The following is a 17,418-nucleotide window of genomic DNA, read 5'->3' as shown; positions in this document are numbered from 1 at the left end:
CTTTTAGAAGTACCTTTAGAATGAATAGCTGGATAGGCAAATAGGCTTGGACGTATGTCCAAGCCTCATGGAATAAATTATTCCATTATGAGCGTTTATCCAAATTCTAACTCGGTCATCATTTCATCTAAGTTTTCTAAAGCTTCATTCTTTTCAATAAAGTCGATCCAAGATTGATAAGGGTCAGCAGAATTAGTTTTGATCGATATTTTAAACTTATTGTAAATACTTGTAGCCATGTCCGTCCACATTTTGTTAACAGCGCGCTCTAATTTTGCTTCATTCCATCTCTTTGCAGGAGCTCTTCTGGCGTTTCTTTTTATCTGGTCTTCCATAGCTTTTTCAAAAAAAATACTTTTACTTCCCAAATTTGCGTTTAAAAATTCTTCGAATTCTTTAAAATTCAATTTTATCACCTTTCTATAACTCGTTTTTTAAACCTTAATACCTAGTTCTGTCGATGAATTTAAAATTCTTCATGCCTTTATAGCATTCTTAAAAAAGCATAGTAGGTATCTTTAATCATACCATAAAGCATAAAGCAATAGAAAGCTTTCGGAAGGTAAAAGTACCTATTGAAAACAATTAAATAGTAGAATGGTTATCCTTTGATGGATCCCAGTTCAAACAAGAAGGAGATTTCGTTTTTAGTCATAGAATAGAGGGCTGCATGTACCCTACAAATATAAGGCGGAACAAATTGAAATAATAGAAGCTTTTGAACAATCAAGTAAGAAAAACCTTCGATATGCGAATATCATTTATAGTATGTGGTTAGGGTATGAAGGTGACGAACTAGCAACATTAACCGGAGAAGCGGAAGAATACAACGGAAAAATGAGAACCTACGTATCACGCGCGAAAAAGTCATTTAAAATTTTTTATATAACGAGATGAGCATTTAGTTACGTACATTTTTATTTTATTATTGCTAAAACAAGGTTCAAGAACGAGGGTTGTTTAATCCGTATTTTTGAATTATCATCAATATAGGGAACAAATCGGATAATTGAAAAGGGGAAATGAAAATGAAAAAGATTATGTTGGTATTGGTTGCGATAATGGGAATAGGCGTCGTTGTTTTCTTCGCATTTCCGATGGTAGAAAAGGCAAAAGAAAACTTAGTAAACGAATCCGCACGACATCAAGCCGGGGGAAACGAAGAATCCGAAGCGGTTGAAAGCGTCGAAAGTGTAATTGTAGAAGAATCATCACTATTAAGTAACCGGTCACGTGGGAACTATCTACCATTCGAAGAAGGCGAAGAAGAATTCATGCAAGATATTCACGACATGACACACCAAAAAGTATATGCCGAAGACAAATGGGGTTCCGTAGAACTAAACGAACAAAACATAAACGCTTTATTATCAATTTTAGACGAAACGGATTTCGCAGATGAAGATTACTACCGTGAAGTTTTTAATTTATGGAAAGAAGGCGACTTTTCTGATAGCGTTGAAGTGCACAATAAGATATGGAACGACCAGGGCGGATACATTGGTAAAGCTGAAAGATTATTGACGCCGGAAGAAGAACAAGAACTTGTCGAAACTAATTTCAGATAATGGTGTAAGGGGAAATGAAAGTTGAAAAATTTTATTTTAGGATTGGTTGGAGTAATTGTGTTAGGAGGGATTATAGCTGTAGCACTTATATCTATCGAAAAGTCGAAAGAAAACGAAATAACAGAATCTATTCAAGTAGAATCAAGTGAGCCACTACCTTACGAATATTCAAAAAAAGGATTTGAGCAAAGAGTCCACGAAATGACACATCAAAAAGTATATGCGGAACCAAAGTGGGGCGCATTCGAAATGAAAGAAGAAAACATCGATATGTTGCTATCGGTACTAGGTGAAACTGAAATGGAAAATGAAGAATCCTATCGTGAGATATTGAATGCGTGGAAAAAAGGAGACTTTTCGAATTCAGTAGAAGTACACAATAGTATATGGTCTTCAAATGAAGGGGACACCGGGGAAGCGGAACGATTAACCACACCAGAAGAAGAAAAGATATTTGTCGAAGAGAACTTCCGAATGGACTAATTCTCAAAAGTAAAAGATAAAATTTAAGCTCGATTAATTTCCGGCTTATTTTTTTGTCTTTTTTTATCCTTTTTGTTGCGAAATGAAAATATATACGACATTCAATACATCGAATAATACTAAAAGGAGGTCTATGTAATGCCAAAATTCAAGGTAGAAGATCAAGAAATCGAAGCACATATGCAATTTACAACTAGTGCAAGAAAACAGCTTATTTCGGGAATTGGTCGAGTGTTAGTGCAAAATGTACAGGGTGTGGTTAAATGAAGCTAGGGGGAAGCTTTAACATATCAACAAAAGGACACATGAAAAGTAAGTGTAAGGAATGTATTAAGTTAGAGTGAAAAAGAAAGGCAGGCGAAAATAATTGAATACATCATACATTTTTACAACTAAACGTGAATTAATCGAAACTGCACGACACAAAGCGAAAGTTTCGACAATTAATGAAGAACTTATTTGCCAACTAAACGAAAAAGACGCTCATATTGCAGAACTTGAAGAAACTCTAATTGAAATGTCGGATAGAAGCGCAGTCATGGAGAGTAGTCAGTAAGCAAACTTATCCGCATGAACGTTTGAAATGTTATTAGAATCGACTTGTACGACATCAAAAGTAAGAAAATGACGGAACCTTTCGACATTCGTGCTATCAAGCGATTAATCGAATTAAATAATACAGACGAAAGAAGGAATATATAATAAGTAAACATATAAGGCATATTCAAGCGTTTATTTAGGCGAAATTGGGGCAAAACAAAAACGAATCTGGTGTTGGAAAATCGTATAGTGAAATATGTGAAAAAAATTTATCAGAAGATTGGTTTGGTCAGGTAATGCGTGGGTGGTCATTTGCTAACATCACAACACACGGAGACAGAAGTTATCCAGTTATAGGTTTAACCAACGAAGACGGGAAAATATCGTAGATTTTAATTGATTTCGAACCAGAATTCGAAGATGATGAGGAATTGTAAAAAGAATTGAATATCAGATACGAAAAGGGTGGATGATATTAGAATTCATGAATATAAAATAGGCGAATTAAATGTAAAGGTAACAAGCAATACACCTTCGCCGGAAGCGATTAAAGAATTTAATAGCGAAATTAATAAACTATATTTCGAAAAATACCGCTATAAACGTTGAAGCTACGCAATTCTTTTGTAGACCTGTCAATGATAAATGAAAATGTCCCGTTTTTAGATAATAATGAGTTAGGCTTATCAACTCAATTTCTCAAGTTAACGACCGCGCTTCGCTTGCTAAAGTTGTTTAGGATAGTTCCTTCAAAAAACATGAAGCAACCATCCTAAACAACTGCTATAAGAAACCTATACAAAATTGATTCGCTGCTTTATTAGACTAAAGTACCCTTTTTTAAGGCTTCTTTTTGTTTTTTATTTCTAAGATAACGATCATAAGAAGGTTTCCTCCAAGGATGAGACAGGGAGGGTATGATTAGCTGAGTTTTTTTCGCTCTCACAGGCGCATCTAATTCTTTCGATACTTCTTCATGTAATAAAATCTCTTGTAAGGAAAACACCGAATTATCAACGCTAGCGTATAATTCATTTCCCTTTGTATGGATAATCAAGACGCTTGTTTTTGGAGTAAGTAAAACCTGCTGGTTTTGATCATGCAAACGATAAAGCTTATTTTGATACTTCACACCATGACCTTTTTGGATAATTCGTTGTGAAAATCGAGCGAGTATATGATTCAAAATGACTGTTTTTGGTAGCTTTTCAAAAGCACTTTTGCTATCCTTTAGCTGTAAAGCAAATTTGGCATTATATGTAGGAATGTAATGCGTCAAAAATAGATTTGCTTCATCGATTGATTGGATAGAACATAAGGCCATTTCATGAAGGAGACGATCTTGGAGTGTATTCCAAAGTCGTTCGATTTTCCCTTTTGCTTGAGGGATACTAGTTGTACGTAAGTTTATCCCTAAAGTGTGGCAGGCATATCCAAATTGTGTAAAAGTATCCTTTTCTTCAGAGGGGTGCTTTTCTTGTTTATAGATAAAAACCGTACGGTTATCTGTTAAAATTTCGTAAGGAATACCATAGTTGGTTAAAAATTGCTCCATTACTTCATAATAGGCGTCCAGCGTTTCCTCCTTATCAAAATAGGCTCCTACTACAAGCCCTGTTGCGTCATCGATTGCGGCGTGTAAATGAGCGTATGTCCCGTTTTTAAACCAATCATGAGAGGAAGCGTCCATTTGAAGCTGTTCGCCACAGTATTTCTTGCGAGAACGACTTGGGTGAGCCTTCAGTGTATCTACATAATCCAATTCATTTAATACCTGACACTCTTTTTTAGTTAGTACCTGCTTATGTTGTTCCTTTTCTTGCAATTCTTTACGCTTTTTTCTTTTTGTTTGTCGAAAAGCACGTGGGGATAAAAGATTTTTTTCATGCAATAAGTTCCGTACGGTTGTGTATGAGACTTGGATCTTTTCTACTTCAATTAGTTTCTCAGTAAAATGTGTAAGGTTGAACGCTTCATATTTTTTGTTATAAAGAGCAATAATTTTTTTCTTAGTTTCAGTTGATAAACCAGTAGAAGGTTTCCGATTTTGATTCCCATGTATAAAGCCGCTTTTTCCTTTTGTCTGATAGACTTGGATTAATCGATTAATTTGTCTGCGAGATAGAGCTAACTCGACTTCTGCACGAGTTTTGGAAACTTGTCCATTGCTTATTTTTTTTATGATCTTATATTTCTGTTCTTCAAACATTGTTAGGTGAACTCCCATTTAATCACTCCAATCCTTTTAGATTAGAGTAACGTAGTTACGGGACATTTTCATTTGTTAACTATTAAGACATTATCATTTGTTAATGACATGAAGCTACGCAATTCTTTTGTAGACCTTGCAAAAAAGACCGCGTGTTTGTATAATAGCTAGTGTGGGGTTTATCGAAATCGAACGTAAATATATCGTTTGAAGTTCGAAAATACCGTGCTTATAGGGTTTATTTGAGCGGCCGTGGCGGAATGGTAGACGCGTCAGCTTGAGGGGCTGGTGGGAGGATCTCCCGTGGAAGTTCGAGTCTTCTCGGCCGCATAAAATATTTTTTACTGTATAATAAAAGGAGATTTGCTTAGGGGATTTTAGTCATAAGCTGGCTTCTTTTTTTTTTGCAATTAAAAATAATAAAATCAATTGATTGAAAAAATAAATTCAGTGAGCTTGTGAATCAAGTTAATATAGTGAAAAATAGTTTTGATCTTAGTCGTTAGGCTAGTGACAAGTAAAGAATTTAATGCTAATTTAAAGGAAACAAGAAAATATAGCTAGGTGTTTTATTAGCAACCTAAACTAGAGGAGAAAAAAGATGGAACAGGTTAAAAGAAAAGAAAAGCTAAACTCTGAAGAAATTTGTATTGAATTAGCCACAACTGAAAATCTTGATCAAATTGTTGCTATTTGTATCGAAGGATATACTCGTGCAGCAGCTGTAAAGGATAAGCAAAAAGTACAAAAGAAGGTTGAAGAATATTATTATCCTGAAAGAATTCTAAAGGAAATTGAAAATGTATCCTCTAAATGGAGTGGGTGGATCGTTGCTCGACTAGATGAAAAAGTAATTGGCGTAATTGGTGGAGGCATTGTTGATTCTAAGGTAGCAAAAATTTCTGATTTGTATATTGATCCAGATTATTTAAGAGAAAGAATCGGAAAGCGTCTAGTCGATCACTTAACACAAATGCAGCAGTTATTAGGCAACCATACCCAGTTGGCCAGTTTATTTAAATCGAATAAAGAGAGTCTTCTATTCTATGAAGCTCTTGGTTTTAAGCAAATACACGATAACAGTGATAATGAGAGCTCGGATTTTACAAGTATTGAAATGGTCCGTGATATTTAAAACAATGGGGGGAATGTCTGATGAATATAAAAAAAATTCATCATGTTGCAATTATTGCATCTGACTATCAAAAATCAAAAGAATTTTATACTGAGGTCTTAGGTTTAGAAATCATACGCGAAAACTATCGGTCAGAACGAGATTCTTATAAGCTAGATTTAAAATTGGGAGAAAGTGAAATTGAATTATTTTCTTTCCCAAATCCAACAAAACGACCTACGCAACCTGAAGCAGCCGGGTTAAGACACTTGTGTTTTTATGTCGATGATTTTGATGAAGCTATCCGACTGTTGAATCAAAAAGGCATTGAAACAGAGCCGGTGCGAATAGACGAATATACAGGCGGGAAATTCACTTTTTTTAAGGATCCCGATGGGTTGCCGCTAGAGATACATGAATGAATAATTTTTGAAGTCTAAATAGAATTGTATTAAGATAAAGAAGTACGAACTGATGAAACGAGAGGATGATTAAATAATGGTAAAAAAAATGTTGCATACTTGTGTTCGAGTGAAGGATTTAGAAAAATCGGTAGAATTTTATACAAATGTACTAGGCTTTAAAGAAGCACGTCGGTTAGATTTTCCAGAATCTAAATTCACACTAGTTTATCTTGCATTAGATAACGATGACTATGAATTAGAATTAACATATAATTATGATCAAAAAGAATCGTATACACTTGGCAATGGTTACGGCCATGTTGCAATCGGTGTGGATGATTTAGGAGCAACTCAAAAAGAGTATAAAGCAAGTGGTTATGAAGTTACAGATTTAAAAGGCCTTCCAAATAACGCAGCTGCTTTCTTTTTTATAACGGATCCTGATGGTTATAAAATCGAAGTTATCCAAAACTAAGACAAGCTTTCTGTAACGATTGTAAGGATTCAAAAAAGAATCATATAACTCTTTTTATTGAAAAATCTACGTAACTAAACGTACTACTCTATTTATGATTCGGATATGTAGGCTCTATAATTTTCGGTGTCAGTAGTTTAGTTTGATCACTTACTTGAAATTTCTGAAGGAGTAGGAGTTGCTTGTAGCCTAAAATGAAGCACTGTGGGCAAATAACACCCAAGTGTATCATGTTTGTAAGCTGCTAAAGCAGCAACAACCATGACAACTTCTTTTTAGGCTTCAGGCGTTTCCATGGCTCTCCACAAGCAAATCCTTTATTCCAGAAGGAATTTCTTTTAAACACCAATACCGTTTATTGAATAATCGGTATGAGGCTATAATTTTAGTATCAACAGTTTAGTTTAATCACTTACCTAGAATTTCTAGCGGAATAGGGTTTCCATGGCTCTCCACAAGCAAACCTGTTATTCCAGAAGAGATTTCCTTTTAAAATACCAACACGCTTTATTGAACAATCGATATATAACAAAAAAAGTGTCTGTTTATCAGTTTCCTGATAAACAGACACTTTTTCTTATTCTCGGCTGGTCATTTACCAGTCTCATTCTTACTTAGGTTCTTTTAAACCATAGCGTTCAATCAGATTAGCTAGATTTTGTTTGTGCCATGGAGAATCAGCAACTTCTTTAGGTACTTTGTATTTTTTAATGCGATCATCGTCAGCAGTAGCGTCATTGTATTGGATTATCAGAGTATAATGGTTAGGTTGCTTTTTGAAATAGATTGATTTAACTTCGAGTAAAGGAACTTGGGCATAGTCACCTTCAATAAGGGCCATAGAATCTTGAACAAGCGGCAAAATAACGAATTCTTTTTTACCAAAATTCAGGTAAATTTTTTCAGTCTCATTCTTACCTAATAAAGCAGCGTACCATTTTCGATTCCGGGTTTTTCTTTCAACCAAAATAGTGCTACCTGTTTTTGCTTCTAGACCATGACGATCCAAATAATTTACGATAACGTCTTCTTTCATAAAAAGGCCTCCTTAAGTTAAAGTCTTGCCTAGTAATGAGGAAAAACTCTTCTATTGAATCAACCCCATTATAGAACAGCTAAAGAGTTAGTACCAATGATAAGCATGAAAATGATAAAGAAGTTCTTAGCTAATTTAGAAAAAAAGAATAAATAATAGGAAAACTTCTTGTACTTGATGAATATACATGGTAAAGTACATATATGCGATGAGTTGACCTCCAATCAGGTGACTTCGGTCATTTCGCTGCGGCGACAAGTGATTGGAACTTTAGACAGGGCACAACCGTACTTAGGTACAACTGCAAGATGCAGGTGCTTGGACCCCTCTGTTTTGTGGAATTCATGGGACCTATTCATGCAAATGAATATTGTCGGAAAAAGCACTGATTTTATCAGTGCTTTTTTTTTGCAAAAAAATTGGAAAATAAAGTCTGTAATTTTGGCTCTACGTCAAATGGTGTGGATGAGCTAAATTTAGTTGGAAATAACGTCTTGTTTAAGCAGCGTGAGAGAATCTTCTCGCGCTGCTTTTTTTTGCTTTAAAACTAATCAAAATACGACATCTAAAGTTCTGAAAATTCCGATAACCATAAGCAACCCGTTTGATGACTTTTATTTTATTGATTGACCCTTCTAAAGCACCGTTAGAATAGGGATACATAAAAGTATGTTTTATCCTAGGCAAGTGTTTACGCAGGGTTTTAAGGGCAGTCTGCATAAAAGGAGATAACTCTTTAGGAGAAGCCTTAAGTACAAGGTCTTTAAACCCTTTATAGTCATTTTTTTTAGAATAATAAAGAAGATTTTGATACAAATCATACGTCGCTTTAAGAGTCTCGTCGAGCGTAAGTAGGTAGTCGATGATTTCTGTATTCGGTAAAGGTTTTTTAAAGAGTCGTTGATAGCGGTAATCCTTAAAATTTAAGTCGTCTGAATCCTTTAACAGGAGTTGCCAGTACCTTTTAAATTTTCTGTAATTCTTTAAATCTTCTGAATTAGAGGTATGGAATTGTTTCATTGTTTGAACTCTGGTTTGATTCAACGAGCGTGATATCAACTGAACGATATGGAAACGGTCAATGATCACTTTAGCATTAGGAAAGAGATCTTTAACTAATGTAAAGTAGGCCGCGTTCATGTCTACGACAATCGTTTTTACGTTCATCCTCGTCTTATAGGGATAGCGAAGAAAGTGACGGCGTAAAGCTAGTAGCAGCCGAGTTGGCAAGATATCGATTGGTTCATGTGTGTCTGCATTCGAATAAATAAAGCTCATTTTTCCTTCGACGTTTTTAACGGATTGAAATTCATCGAAAGAGAGGTGTTGCGGCAAGGATTTGAAGGTATTTTTAACAGACTGATTGAGTTGTTTCAAGACTCTGTCTACAGTGGTAGGAGAAACAAAATGCCGTTTAGACAGGTCTTTTATAGAAATAGTGTCGGCTAATTCAACCGCGATAGACTGTTTGACCCGTTTAGCGATGAAGCAACCTTCTTCAATTTCAGGAGAACGTGCAACAAAGGTAACACCGCATGCTCTACAAAGAAACCGCTGCTTCTTTAATCGAATAGACGTTGCATAATGAGTCGAACTGACCCATTTAACCCTAGAGGTTAAATACCCATTCTTTACAATAGAGTAGGCGTGGTTCTTCATCCCACAACACTCACAGTGAGTGGGTTTGTACGTTAAAGTGGCATAGAAAACTTTTGATCTGAACCCTTTGATTCGTTTCTCCTCGCAAAATTTTTCATCAAAAAAGATATTTTTATCTTTTAAATCAAGTGCAGTTCGGATACAATTATTATGAGACATATGAATTTTCCTTTCTAGTGGGTTGTCGTGACTTTATTCTAACTGGAAAATTCATTTGTTTCTATTTTTTTATAAAAAAATAGGTGCGAATGAATTTCTTCATCCACACCAAAAATTATACAGCCTAATTTTTAGTGTTGAACGATTAAGTGAATCATTTATTTGTAATTTTTGGAGAAGTAGGAGTAGGTATTTTTCAAGTGTTACCATTGATCTGTACAAAAAAAGATTCATTCTAAAAGCAATTTCTTTTGAGACACTAACGCCATTTGGTGAATAAAATAAAAATAATGAAAATTAACTTCCTCAAAAAGTAGGCTTGTGGGATAATACAGTGGTAAGGAGGAAGACTAATTGAAGAAGCAGCGTTTATATATCATTTCTTTAGATGCTTTTGGGGCAAAAGATTTAGCATACGCCCGTACACTGCCAACCTTTAAATACTTATTGGATCGCAGTGCTTTAGTAGAGAAAGTAGAATCGATATATCCGTCATTGACCTATATGGCCCATACAACTATTGTAACAGGAGTTTATCCTAGAAAACACGGCATTACGAATAATACATATATACAACCTGAAAGAAAATCACCTGATTGGCACTGGTATGCAAAAGATATTAAAGTTCCCACCCTATTTGATATTGCTCATGAAGCCGGGTACTCGATTGCTTCTTTTCTATGGCCCGTTACGGGTCGAAGCAGAGTTATAAACTATAATTTTGCGGAAGTTTTTGCTAACCGACCTTGGCAATCACAGAGCCTTATTACATTATGGTCCTCATCGCCAAAATTCATTTTTGATCTAGAACGTAAATTCGGTAAAATACGTAAAGGTATCAAACAGCCAGCATTGGATCATTTCTTAACTGCTGGGGTCGTCAATACGATCCATTCTAAGAAGCCTGATTTAATGGCAATACATTTAGTTGATCTAGACAGCACGAGACATCGATTCGGTGTGGATACTAAAGAAACAAGGGCAGCTATTAAACGAATGGATGAGCACTTAAATCAAATTATCACAGCGATGAAAGAAAAAGGGATTTTTGAAGAGACTGTGCTAGCGCTATTTGGAGATCATTATCAGCTAGATGCCCATACCGTTGTGAGGTTGAACCAACTGTTCAAAACGCAAGGTTGGTTAAGCGAAAACAAGGACGGAACAATTCAAGAATGGGATGTATTGGCTAAAGGAGCAGATGGCTCGTGTTATATCTATACAAAACCTGAAGTGAATTTGGCTGATGTAAAAAACATTTTAGAACGGTATCCTGAACAAATTGAGACTATTTATACTCAAGAAGAAGCAGCTGGTTTAGGAGCTGACGATACCTGTAGTTTTTTAGTCGAAGCAAAGAGAGGGTACTATTTTGTCAGTGGAAGTGATGGACCATTTTTAGAAGAGATTGGGGTAGATGGGAAGTCAGTATTTCATAAAGGAGTACATGGATATAGTCCTAAAAAAGAGAATTATGAAACGACTTTATTTATTTCAGGTCCTGGGATCAACGCCAATGCCCGCATACCGTCAGCTCGATTGATCGATGAAGGCCCTACCTTTTTACATGCGATAGGACTTGAATTCCCGACAGAAGTTGATGGAGAAGTGTTAGAAATTTTATTTGAGCAAGAGGGGTGCCAATAGTGGAAATCCAAAAAGAGCGATTTAAGTATACACTGTCTGAAAAGAGTTGGATCTTGCAAGATTGGGCTAACTCAGCCTACTCGATCATGGTAACGACAGCTGTTTTTCCCTTGTTTTTCAAGGCTGTTTCCGAAGGGTCAGGCGTTAGTGCAGTAAACTCGACAGCTTATTTAGGCTATGCAAACGCAATTGGGACTTTGGTTGTATCATTATTAGCGCCCATTTTAGGAGCAGTTGCTGATTACAAAGGTTATCGCAATCCGATGTTCACTTTAGCAACCGGCCTGGGAATTATTGCAACACTTAGTTTTGCATTTATTCCAAATGAAAATTGGTTATTATTATTGATTCTCTATGCTGTTTCTTCGATTGGTTATGGCGCAGCAAATATCTTTTACGATGCTTCATTAGTCGATTCTACAACCTTAAACCGGATGGATCGTATATCCAGTGCCGGATATGGTTGGGGCTATATTGGCAGTTCGATTCCATTTGTCATTTTTATTTTTTTTCAATTAACCGGTATTCTTCCCATTTCGCAAAGCGCTCTTATCAAAGGCGGATTTGTAGCAACGGCGCTGTGGTGGTTGGTCTTTACGATTCCATATTGGAAAAATGTCGAACAAAAAACCTATATTGAAAAACAACCGCATATCATTAAAAATAGTTTCTTAAGGTTATGGAAAACCATTAACAATGTTCGTCAGTACCGCAATGTCTTTTTGTTTTTGATCGCGTATTTCTTTTACATTGATGGCGTGGGTACTATCTTCCAAATGGCGACCGCTATTGGTTCAGATATTGGACTTGCAGCTAATGATTTGATCGTGGTGATGATGGTGAGTCAATTTGTCGCTTTCCCTTCTTCTATCATATATGGAATATTGGCTGGTCGATTCGGCAACAAAAAGATGATCTATGTTGGAATCATTACGTATACCTTCATTTGTATTTATGCTTTGACGCTAGATTCATTATTGACCTTCATTACATTGGCAGTGCTTGTTGGAACAGCTCAAGGCGGGATCCAAGCGCTTAGCCGTTCGTTATTTGGACAGTTGATTCCTAAGCAACATGCAAATGAATTTTTTGGCTTTTACAATATTTTCGGTAAATTTGCAGCCGTTGTTGGTCCTTTGTTAGTTGGTATCATCTCTCAAACGACGGGGAATTCCTTGAACGGAGTGTTTGCTTTAATTATTCTCTTTATTATAGGAGGATCTGTCCTTTATTTTGTTGAAGAACCAGCTCGTGAAAAGAAGATAGGCTAAATGAAAGGAGGCAGAGACGGCTAGAATAGCCGTTTATGTCTTTTTTTTTACGGTTGCACTTCTACGATTATTGCAGTATGATGAGAAAAAACAGAAGATAAGTGCGTAGAAGCAGAAAGTAGGAACGAATTTGAATAGCATTGATATGCATTGTGACGTCCTTTATAAGATGCAAAAAAGCCAAGAGCCGTTAAATTTCAAAGATTCAAATCAGTTAGATGTAAATCTTGAACGGTTAAAGGAAGGACAAGTAAAAGTCCAAGCCTTTGCGATTTTTATCGAACCGGACCTTCCTTCCGATAAACAATTTGCAGCTGTTTTAGAACAAATCAACTATTATCAGAAAGAAGTTATTGGTAAAAATCCTGAAATGAAACAAATAAAAAAATGGCCAGAAATCCAAGAGTTAAAAGAAGGCGAAATAGGGTCATTTTTGACTCTAGAAGGGGTATCTTCTATTGGAAATGATTTAAGCAAGTTAGAACACCTATTAGATGCAGGAGTATTATCAGTGGGGCTGACATGGAATCCAGCCAATCTCGCAGCGGATGGGGTTGGAGAACCAAGGGGTGGTGGATTAACGACTTTTGGATTTGAAATCGTTAAACGATTAAATGAGCGTAAGGTCTTTACAGATGTTTCTCATTTAAGTGTTAAAGGGTTTTGGGACGTCATGAAATGTTCAAGCTATCCCATTGCTACTCATTCAAATGTGCTTTCTCTTTGCAGTCATATGCGAAATTTAAATGATGAGCAGATCAAAGCGATGATTGAACGTGATGCTATGATCCACATCATCTTTAATCCAACATTTACTGTTGAAGATGGCAAAGACAAAAAGGTGACCATAAATGATTTGGTTCCTCATATTGAACGGTTAGTTAAACTAAATGCTGTTCGTACGATTGGTTTTGGCTCGGATTTTGATGGGATCAGCACGCATATTGAAGGACTGTCACATACCGGAGAAACCCAAAATCTTATCCAAGCTTTGCTTGAAAAGTTCACTATAGAAGAAGTTGAAGGATTTGCTTTTCAAAATTTTATGGATCATTTACCACAATAAAAAAAAGTTCACCAGCGTTTATGAACACTGGTGAACTTTTTTGATGGACATACATCTGAATAAATTAGCAAGACAGATTATTCAATAATATAGGTATTTTTGTAGCTGTATCTGGCTCCAACTGAATTGATGTGGATACCTTTGATTTTTGGGTTTCGCAACATAGCTTCTCCTTTTTGATACAAGGGTATCAGAGCGGCATCGTCTACAGCAATTTGATGTGCTTCCAACATATCTTTCCATCTTAAAAGCGGCTCGTTCGCGTGAATTCCTTTTGCATCATCGATCAATTGATCCACTTTTTTATTAGAGTATCCGCCATTATTATAAGAAGACGTACTATACAGAACATCTAGCATGATTATTGGATCAGACACATATCCACTCCAACCAGATGAGATTAAATCAAAATCGCCTGCTGCAGCTTTAGCTAAACGTGCGTTGAATGGGATATTCAATAACTTGATTTCGATACCGTCTAAATTGTTTTGTAATTCTCCTTGCAAGTATTCCATTACACGCTTGCTTGTTTCATCGTCATCTCCAAGTAATTCCAGTTCAATCGTTTCTACGCCAAGTTCGGCTTTAGCTTCTTCGACTAATTTTTGCGCTTCAGGCAGATCATAAGTATAAAATTCGCCAGCTTCTTCAGCAAATTCTGTACCTGATTCAGGATTTTTAACAAAATGATCTGGGACCAATCCAGTAATCGGTAGAGAGCCGTTATTTAAGATGATAGAAGTCAATTCTTCGCGATCAACAGCTAGTGCAAGTGCCTTTCTGAGGCTTTCATTCTTTAAATAAGGGTTATCTGTTTGATTGACTTCTAAGTAGTTGGTTCTTGAAAAATACTCGACTGTATAGCTAGGATCTTTTTGAAATTGTTTTGCGTATTCGCCAGATAATAAGGCATTATCGACAGTGCCTTTTTCAAATAAATTTACACCAGTGGATACCTCTTTGATCACTTGGTTCGTGATTTTGGTTAAATGAACATTATCTGCATCCCAATAAGTTGGATTTTTTTCATAAGTCCAGCTTTCATCCAGTCCATTATCCCATTCGGACAATAAGAAAGGACCGTTTGTAAGAGTGGTTTCACTGTTCGTTCCGTACTGATCGCCAGTATCTTTTACAAAAGCCTCATTTTGTGGAAAGAATGAAACAAATGACATAAGAGAAGGGAAATAAGCAATCGGTGTTTCTAGTGTAACTTCTAATGTAGAGTCATCTAATGCTTTAACTCCGAGTTCTTCGAGCGGCAATTTTTCAGCCATAATGTCAGAAGCATGTTTTATATCTTCAAATAAGTACGCATAAGCTGCACCAGAGGTTGGGTCAACATTTCGACGCCATGAAAAAACAAAATCATGTGCAGTAACGGGTTCGCCATTCGACCATGTAGCATCATCTCTTAAGTGAAAGGTATACGTTAAGCCGTCTTCTGAGATATCTTCGCTTTCAGCTAAAGCAGGTATGGGCTCGTTATTTTCATCTAAACGATAGAGTCCCTCTATAAATTGATTGACACCAGCAAAAGTAATATTTTCAGCCACTAAAACGCTGTCGGTTGTTGCTAATTCGCTTTCTACAGTTAAGTGCATGACTTGTTCAGAAGCAAGAACCTCTTCTTGTGCATCTTTCTTGTCCGCAGTAGTTTCTTCTACAGAGCGGCAGGCACTTAATAATAAGGTTAGGCTAAAAAAGGCTAAACTTAACGATAGTTTTTTTGTATTCACACTGATTCCTCCAAAAATCATCTAAGATGACTTATTTTTCAACTTATCAAGTTTAATCTTAGAATAGAAAACATGCAAGTTCTCATTTTTAAGTAGGTGTTTTTTAATAAAGTTGTACTCTGATGCATTTTGTTTGAGGCTTAAAGATGATACTATAGTTCTACACAAGTAAACTCGTTTGTTCCAGCAAAATTTTTTTTGGGAACACCAATACCATATGTTGAACGATTTAATTTTAAGGATTTTTCATATATAAAGATGTTCTCATTTTAATTGAAGAAATGTTAGGAGATGAATAAAATGAATATATTAGATAAAGTTAAAGCAGAACTAATTGTTTCTTGCCAAGCCTTAGATAATGAGCCCTTGCATAGCTCTTATATCATGGGGAGAATGGCAGTCGCTGCTGAAGAAGGTGGAGCAAAAGGCATCCGGTCGAATTCAAAAGAAGATATTATTGAAATCAAGAAAAATACTGATTTACCGGTTATTGGAATTGTAAAAAGAGACTACGACGATTCAGAAATTTTTATTACGGCAACGATGAAAGAAATCGATGAATTAGCTGAATCTAAATGCGATATGATAGCACTAGATGCTACTGATCGGGCCAGACCTAATGGAGAAACGCTCGAGTCATTCGTGAAAGCTGTTCGTACAAAATACCCTTCGATTCTATTAATGGCTGACACAGCAACGATTGACGAAGCAATCGAAGCAGAAAGATTAGGATTTGATTGTGTATCTACTACTTTAATGGGATACACGAAAGAATCCAAAGGCGATAATATTGCAGACAATGATTTTGAACGCTTGAAAACGATTCTAACGTCCGTTGACATCCCAGTAATTGCGGAGGGTCATATTGATACACCTGAGAAAGCTAAAAGATGTAAGGAGCTTGGTGTTCATTCTATCGTAGTAGGGAGTGCAATCACTCGTCCTCAATTGATCACTGCTGAGTTTGTTGGGAAAATGAAAGAAGTAAAATGAAAAGGTGAATTAAAAAACTGGTAAGAGAGTAGGACCAGCACTCTCTTGCCAGCTTTTTTTGTTTTAATGTGATCTATAATTTTTTAAATTAAAGGTTGGAAGACTACATATTTCAGCTAGTAACCGATTTCTACAAGCCAACCTTTTTTAAACTAGAATAACCTACGTTGAAACCCTACTAATATTTTAACGTAAGTCTAAAGCAGCTAAAGTTTTTTTTCGATTTTCTTTATAAGATTTATTTTCTAACAAGACATAGCACAATACGTCTAAGATAAAATGAATCGATAATTGACTGTTAATAAATTGATCATCTGGAATAGATGTTCTGTCAGAAGCAAATAGTACTTGATCTGCGATGTTTGTTAAAGGTGTGTGATTTTGATTGGTGATCACAAAAACGGTAGCTTGTTCTTTTTTTGCGATAGTACAGGCATCAATAATAGCTTGTGTTTTACCATAATTTGAAATAGCTATCATTAAATCATATTTTTTTAATAATACAGCATCCATCAACATCATATGCGGATCGGTTACTACGTCAACGATCAATCCCATTCTGATTAAGCGGTATTTCATTTCCATAGCGCTCAATCCCGAATTGCCAACGCCGCAAATCAAAATTTTACTGGAAAGATGAATAGCTTCCACAAAATCATTGATCTGTTTTGTTTTAATTAATTGGGATGCCGAATGAATCAACTGTGTGTAGTAGCTGGAAATTTTTACAGGTACTTGCAGTGGAGGAGGTGTACTGCCTAATTCTTGAATAACAAACGATTTGAATTCACTGAAGTTTCGATAAGTTAATTTTGCACAAAAACGTGAAATAGTAGCATTTGAGGTTTCCGTTAAGCGTGAAAGGTCTTTAATATTCCAAGACTCAACATCATTTTTATGTTCAAGTATAAATTCAGCCACTTGCTTTTCTTTTTTTGATAAGAGTGGATAATTTTGATTGATGCGATTAGAAAGATCGAGATTGTTTGTCATAAGTAATAAAACCTGCCTCTAAGTTTTTTTAAAATGATACCATTTATCACAATTGTTTACAA

17 protein-coding genes and 1 tRNA gene are annotated in these 17,418 nt (G+C 35.8%); 12 read left to right on the top strand and 6 right to left on the bottom strand.

What is annotated here, in order from left to right:
* Window positions 1–95 precede the first annotated feature (95 nt).
* A complete protein-coding gene (locus BR50_RS02495; protein WP_034545914.1) occupies window positions 96–407 on the bottom strand; it encodes a hypothetical protein in 312 nt (103 codons plus the stop codon).
* A gap of 621 nt (window positions 408–1,028) precedes the next feature.
* Between BR50_RS02495 and BR50_RS02490 the strand changes: the two genes are divergently transcribed.
* From BR50_RS02490 to BR50_RS02480, 4 genes are all read left to right on the top strand, one after another.
* On the top strand, window positions 1,029–1,568 hold the full coding sequence (locus BR50_RS02490) for a DUF6241 domain-containing protein (RefSeq protein WP_034545912.1): 540 nt from the start codon (window positions 1,029–1,031) through the stop codon (window positions 1,566–1,568).
* A 21-nt stretch (window positions 1,569–1,589) separates the two neighbouring features.
* Complete coding sequence (locus BR50_RS02485) at window positions 1,590–2,051, top strand: DUF6241 domain-containing protein (protein WP_034545910.1); 462 nt, start codon at window positions 1,590–1,592, stop codon at window positions 2,049–2,051.
* A gap of 138 nt (window positions 2,052–2,189) precedes the next feature.
* Complete coding sequence (locus BR50_RS13040; RefSeq protein WP_281247044.1) at window positions 2,190–2,318, top strand: hypothetical protein; 129 nt, start codon at window positions 2,190–2,192, stop codon at window positions 2,316–2,318.
* Between the two features lie 100 nt (window positions 2,319–2,418).
* Window positions 2,419–2,607 (top strand): hypothetical protein, encoded by a 189-nt coding sequence (locus tag BR50_RS02480; protein ID WP_034545908.1) that lies wholly within the window; start codon window positions 2,419–2,421, stop codon window positions 2,605–2,607.
* Between the two features lie 804 nt (window positions 2,608–3,411).
* On the opposite strand, the gene BR50_RS02475 is transcribed toward BR50_RS02480, so the two are convergent.
* Window positions 3,412–4,818, bottom strand: a complete 1,407-nt coding sequence (locus BR50_RS02475; protein WP_051905713.1) for an ISNCY family transposase — start codon at window positions 4,816–4,818, stop codon at window positions 3,412–3,414.
* A 228-nt stretch (window positions 4,819–5,046) separates the two neighbouring features.
* On the opposite strand from BR50_RS02475, the gene BR50_RS02470 reads away from it, so the two are divergent.
* From BR50_RS02470 to gloA, 4 genes are all read left to right on the top strand, one after another.
* Window positions 5,047–5,130 (top strand) — tRNA-Leu (locus BR50_RS02470).
* A 271-nt stretch (window positions 5,131–5,401) separates the two neighbouring features.
* A complete protein-coding gene (locus BR50_RS02465) occupies window positions 5,402–5,935 on the top strand; it encodes a GNAT family N-acetyltransferase (protein WP_034545905.1) in 534 nt (177 codons plus the stop codon).
* Window positions 5,936–5,955: 20 nt separating this feature from the next.
* Entirely contained in the window at window positions 5,956–6,336 is a 381-nt protein-coding gene (gloA2, locus tag BR50_RS02460; protein WP_034545902.1) for an SMU1112c/YaeR family gloxylase I-like metalloprotein, read from the top strand.
* 76 nt (window positions 6,337–6,412) lie between these two features.
* Window positions 6,413–6,793, top strand: a complete 381-nt coding sequence (gloA, locus tag BR50_RS02455) for a lactoylglutathione lyase (protein WP_034545899.1) — start codon at window positions 6,413–6,415, stop codon at window positions 6,791–6,793.
* 610 nt (window positions 6,794–7,403) lie between these two features.
* Here the strand turns inward: gloA and BR50_RS02450 are convergent.
* Together BR50_RS02450 and BR50_RS02445 are read right to left on the bottom strand one after the other, a co-directional pair.
* Window positions 7,404–7,829: a hypothetical protein gene (locus tag BR50_RS02450; protein WP_034545897.1), complete on the bottom strand. Its 426-nt coding sequence runs from the start codon at window positions 7,827–7,829 to the stop codon at window positions 7,404–7,406.
* Window positions 7,830–8,327: 498 nt separating this feature from the next.
* Complete coding sequence (locus BR50_RS02445; protein WP_034545665.1) at window positions 8,328–9,647, bottom strand: ISL3 family transposase; 1,320 nt, start codon at window positions 9,645–9,647, stop codon at window positions 8,328–8,330.
* A gap of 354 nt (window positions 9,648–10,001) precedes the next feature.
* Between BR50_RS02445 and BR50_RS02440 the strand changes: the two genes are divergently transcribed.
* The 3 genes from BR50_RS02440 to BR50_RS02430 all read left to right on the top strand — a co-directional run bounded on the left by BR50_RS02440 (window position 10,002) and on the right by BR50_RS02430 (window position 13,631).
* The gene (locus BR50_RS02440) at window positions 10,002–11,294 is read left to right on the top strand and encodes an alkaline phosphatase family protein (protein WP_034545894.1); all 1,293 of its coding nucleotides are present in this window, start codon (window positions 10,002–10,004) and stop codon (window positions 11,292–11,294) included.
* The gene (locus tag BR50_RS02435; protein ID WP_081884470.1) at window positions 11,294–12,565 is read left to right on the top strand and encodes an MFS transporter; all 1,272 of its coding nucleotides are present in this window, start codon (window positions 11,294–11,296) and stop codon (window positions 12,563–12,565) included. Before BR50_RS02440 ends, BR50_RS02435 begins: the two co-directional genes overlap by 1 nt.
* Before the next feature lie 130 nt (window positions 12,566–12,695).
* A complete protein-coding gene (locus BR50_RS02430) occupies window positions 12,696–13,631 on the top strand; it encodes a dipeptidase (protein ID WP_170206176.1) in 936 nt (311 codons plus the stop codon).
* A gap of 77 nt (window positions 13,632–13,708) precedes the next feature.
* Here BR50_RS02430 and BR50_RS02425 read toward each other — a convergent pair whose 3' ends face one another.
* A complete protein-coding gene (locus BR50_RS02425) occupies window positions 13,709–15,370 on the bottom strand; it encodes a peptide ABC transporter substrate-binding protein (protein ID WP_081884469.1) in 1,662 nt (553 codons plus the stop codon).
* 300 nt (window positions 15,371–15,670) lie between these two features.
* Here BR50_RS02425 and BR50_RS02420 point away from each other — a divergent pair, with 300 nt between their 5' ends.
* Window positions 15,671–16,363, top strand: coding sequence for an N-acetylmannosamine-6-phosphate 2-epimerase (locus BR50_RS02420; protein ID WP_425429671.1), 693 nt, complete (start codon window positions 15,671–15,673; stop codon window positions 16,361–16,363).
* A 186-nt stretch (window positions 16,364–16,549) separates the two neighbouring features.
* Here the strand turns inward: BR50_RS02420 and BR50_RS02415 are convergent, their stop codons facing one another.
* The gene (locus BR50_RS02415; RefSeq protein WP_034545890.1) at window positions 16,550–17,356 is read right to left on the bottom strand and encodes a MurR/RpiR family transcriptional regulator; all 807 of its coding nucleotides are present in this window, start codon (window positions 17,354–17,356) and stop codon (window positions 16,550–16,552) included.
* Window positions 17,357–17,418 lie beyond the last annotated feature (62 nt).

The organism is Carnobacterium alterfunditum DSM 5972, from assembly GCF_000744115.1.
GTDB lineage: Bacteria > Bacillota > Bacilli > Lactobacillales > Carnobacteriaceae > Carnobacterium_B > Carnobacterium_B alterfunditum.
This window is presented reverse-complemented; position numbering and strand designations above follow the sequence as displayed.

What these genes read in the sequence shown, in the direction of transcription:
- gloA (WP_034545899.1), top strand. Translation starts at nt 6,413, where the DNA reads ATGGTAAAAAAAATGTTGCATACTTGTGTTCGAGTGAAGGATTTAGAA.
- BR50_RS02490 (WP_034545912.1), top strand. Translation starts at nt 1,029, where the DNA reads ATGAAAAAGATTATGTTGGTATTGGTTGCGATAATGGGAATAGGCGTC.
- BR50_RS02445 (WP_034545665.1), bottom strand. Translation starts at nt 9,647, where the DNA reads ATGTCTCATAATAATTGTATCCGAACTGCACTTGATTTAAAAGATAAA.
- BR50_RS02450 (WP_034545897.1), bottom strand. Translation starts at nt 7,829, where the DNA reads ATGAAAGAAGACGTTATCGTAAATTATTTGGATCGTCATGGTCTAGAA.
- BR50_RS02420 (WP_425429671.1), top strand. Translation starts at nt 15,671, where the DNA reads ATGAATATATTAGATAAAGTTAAAGCAGAACTAATTGTTTCTTGCCAA.
- BR50_RS02475 (WP_051905713.1), bottom strand. Translation starts at nt 4,818, where the DNA reads ATGGGAGTTCACCTAACAATGTTTGAAGAACAGAAATATAAGATCATA.
- BR50_RS13040 (WP_281247044.1), top strand. Translation starts at nt 2,190, where the DNA reads ATGCCAAAATTCAAGGTAGAAGATCAAGAAATCGAAGCACATATGCAA.
- BR50_RS02415 (WP_034545890.1), bottom strand. Translation starts at nt 17,356, where the DNA reads ATGACAAACAATCTCGATCTTTCTAATCGCATCAATCAAAATTATCCA.
- gloA2 (WP_034545902.1), top strand. Translation starts at nt 5,956, where the DNA reads ATGAATATAAAAAAAATTCATCATGTTGCAATTATTGCATCTGACTAT.
- BR50_RS02465 (WP_034545905.1), top strand. Translation starts at nt 5,402, where the DNA reads ATGGAACAGGTTAAAAGAAAAGAAAAGCTAAACTCTGAAGAAATTTGT.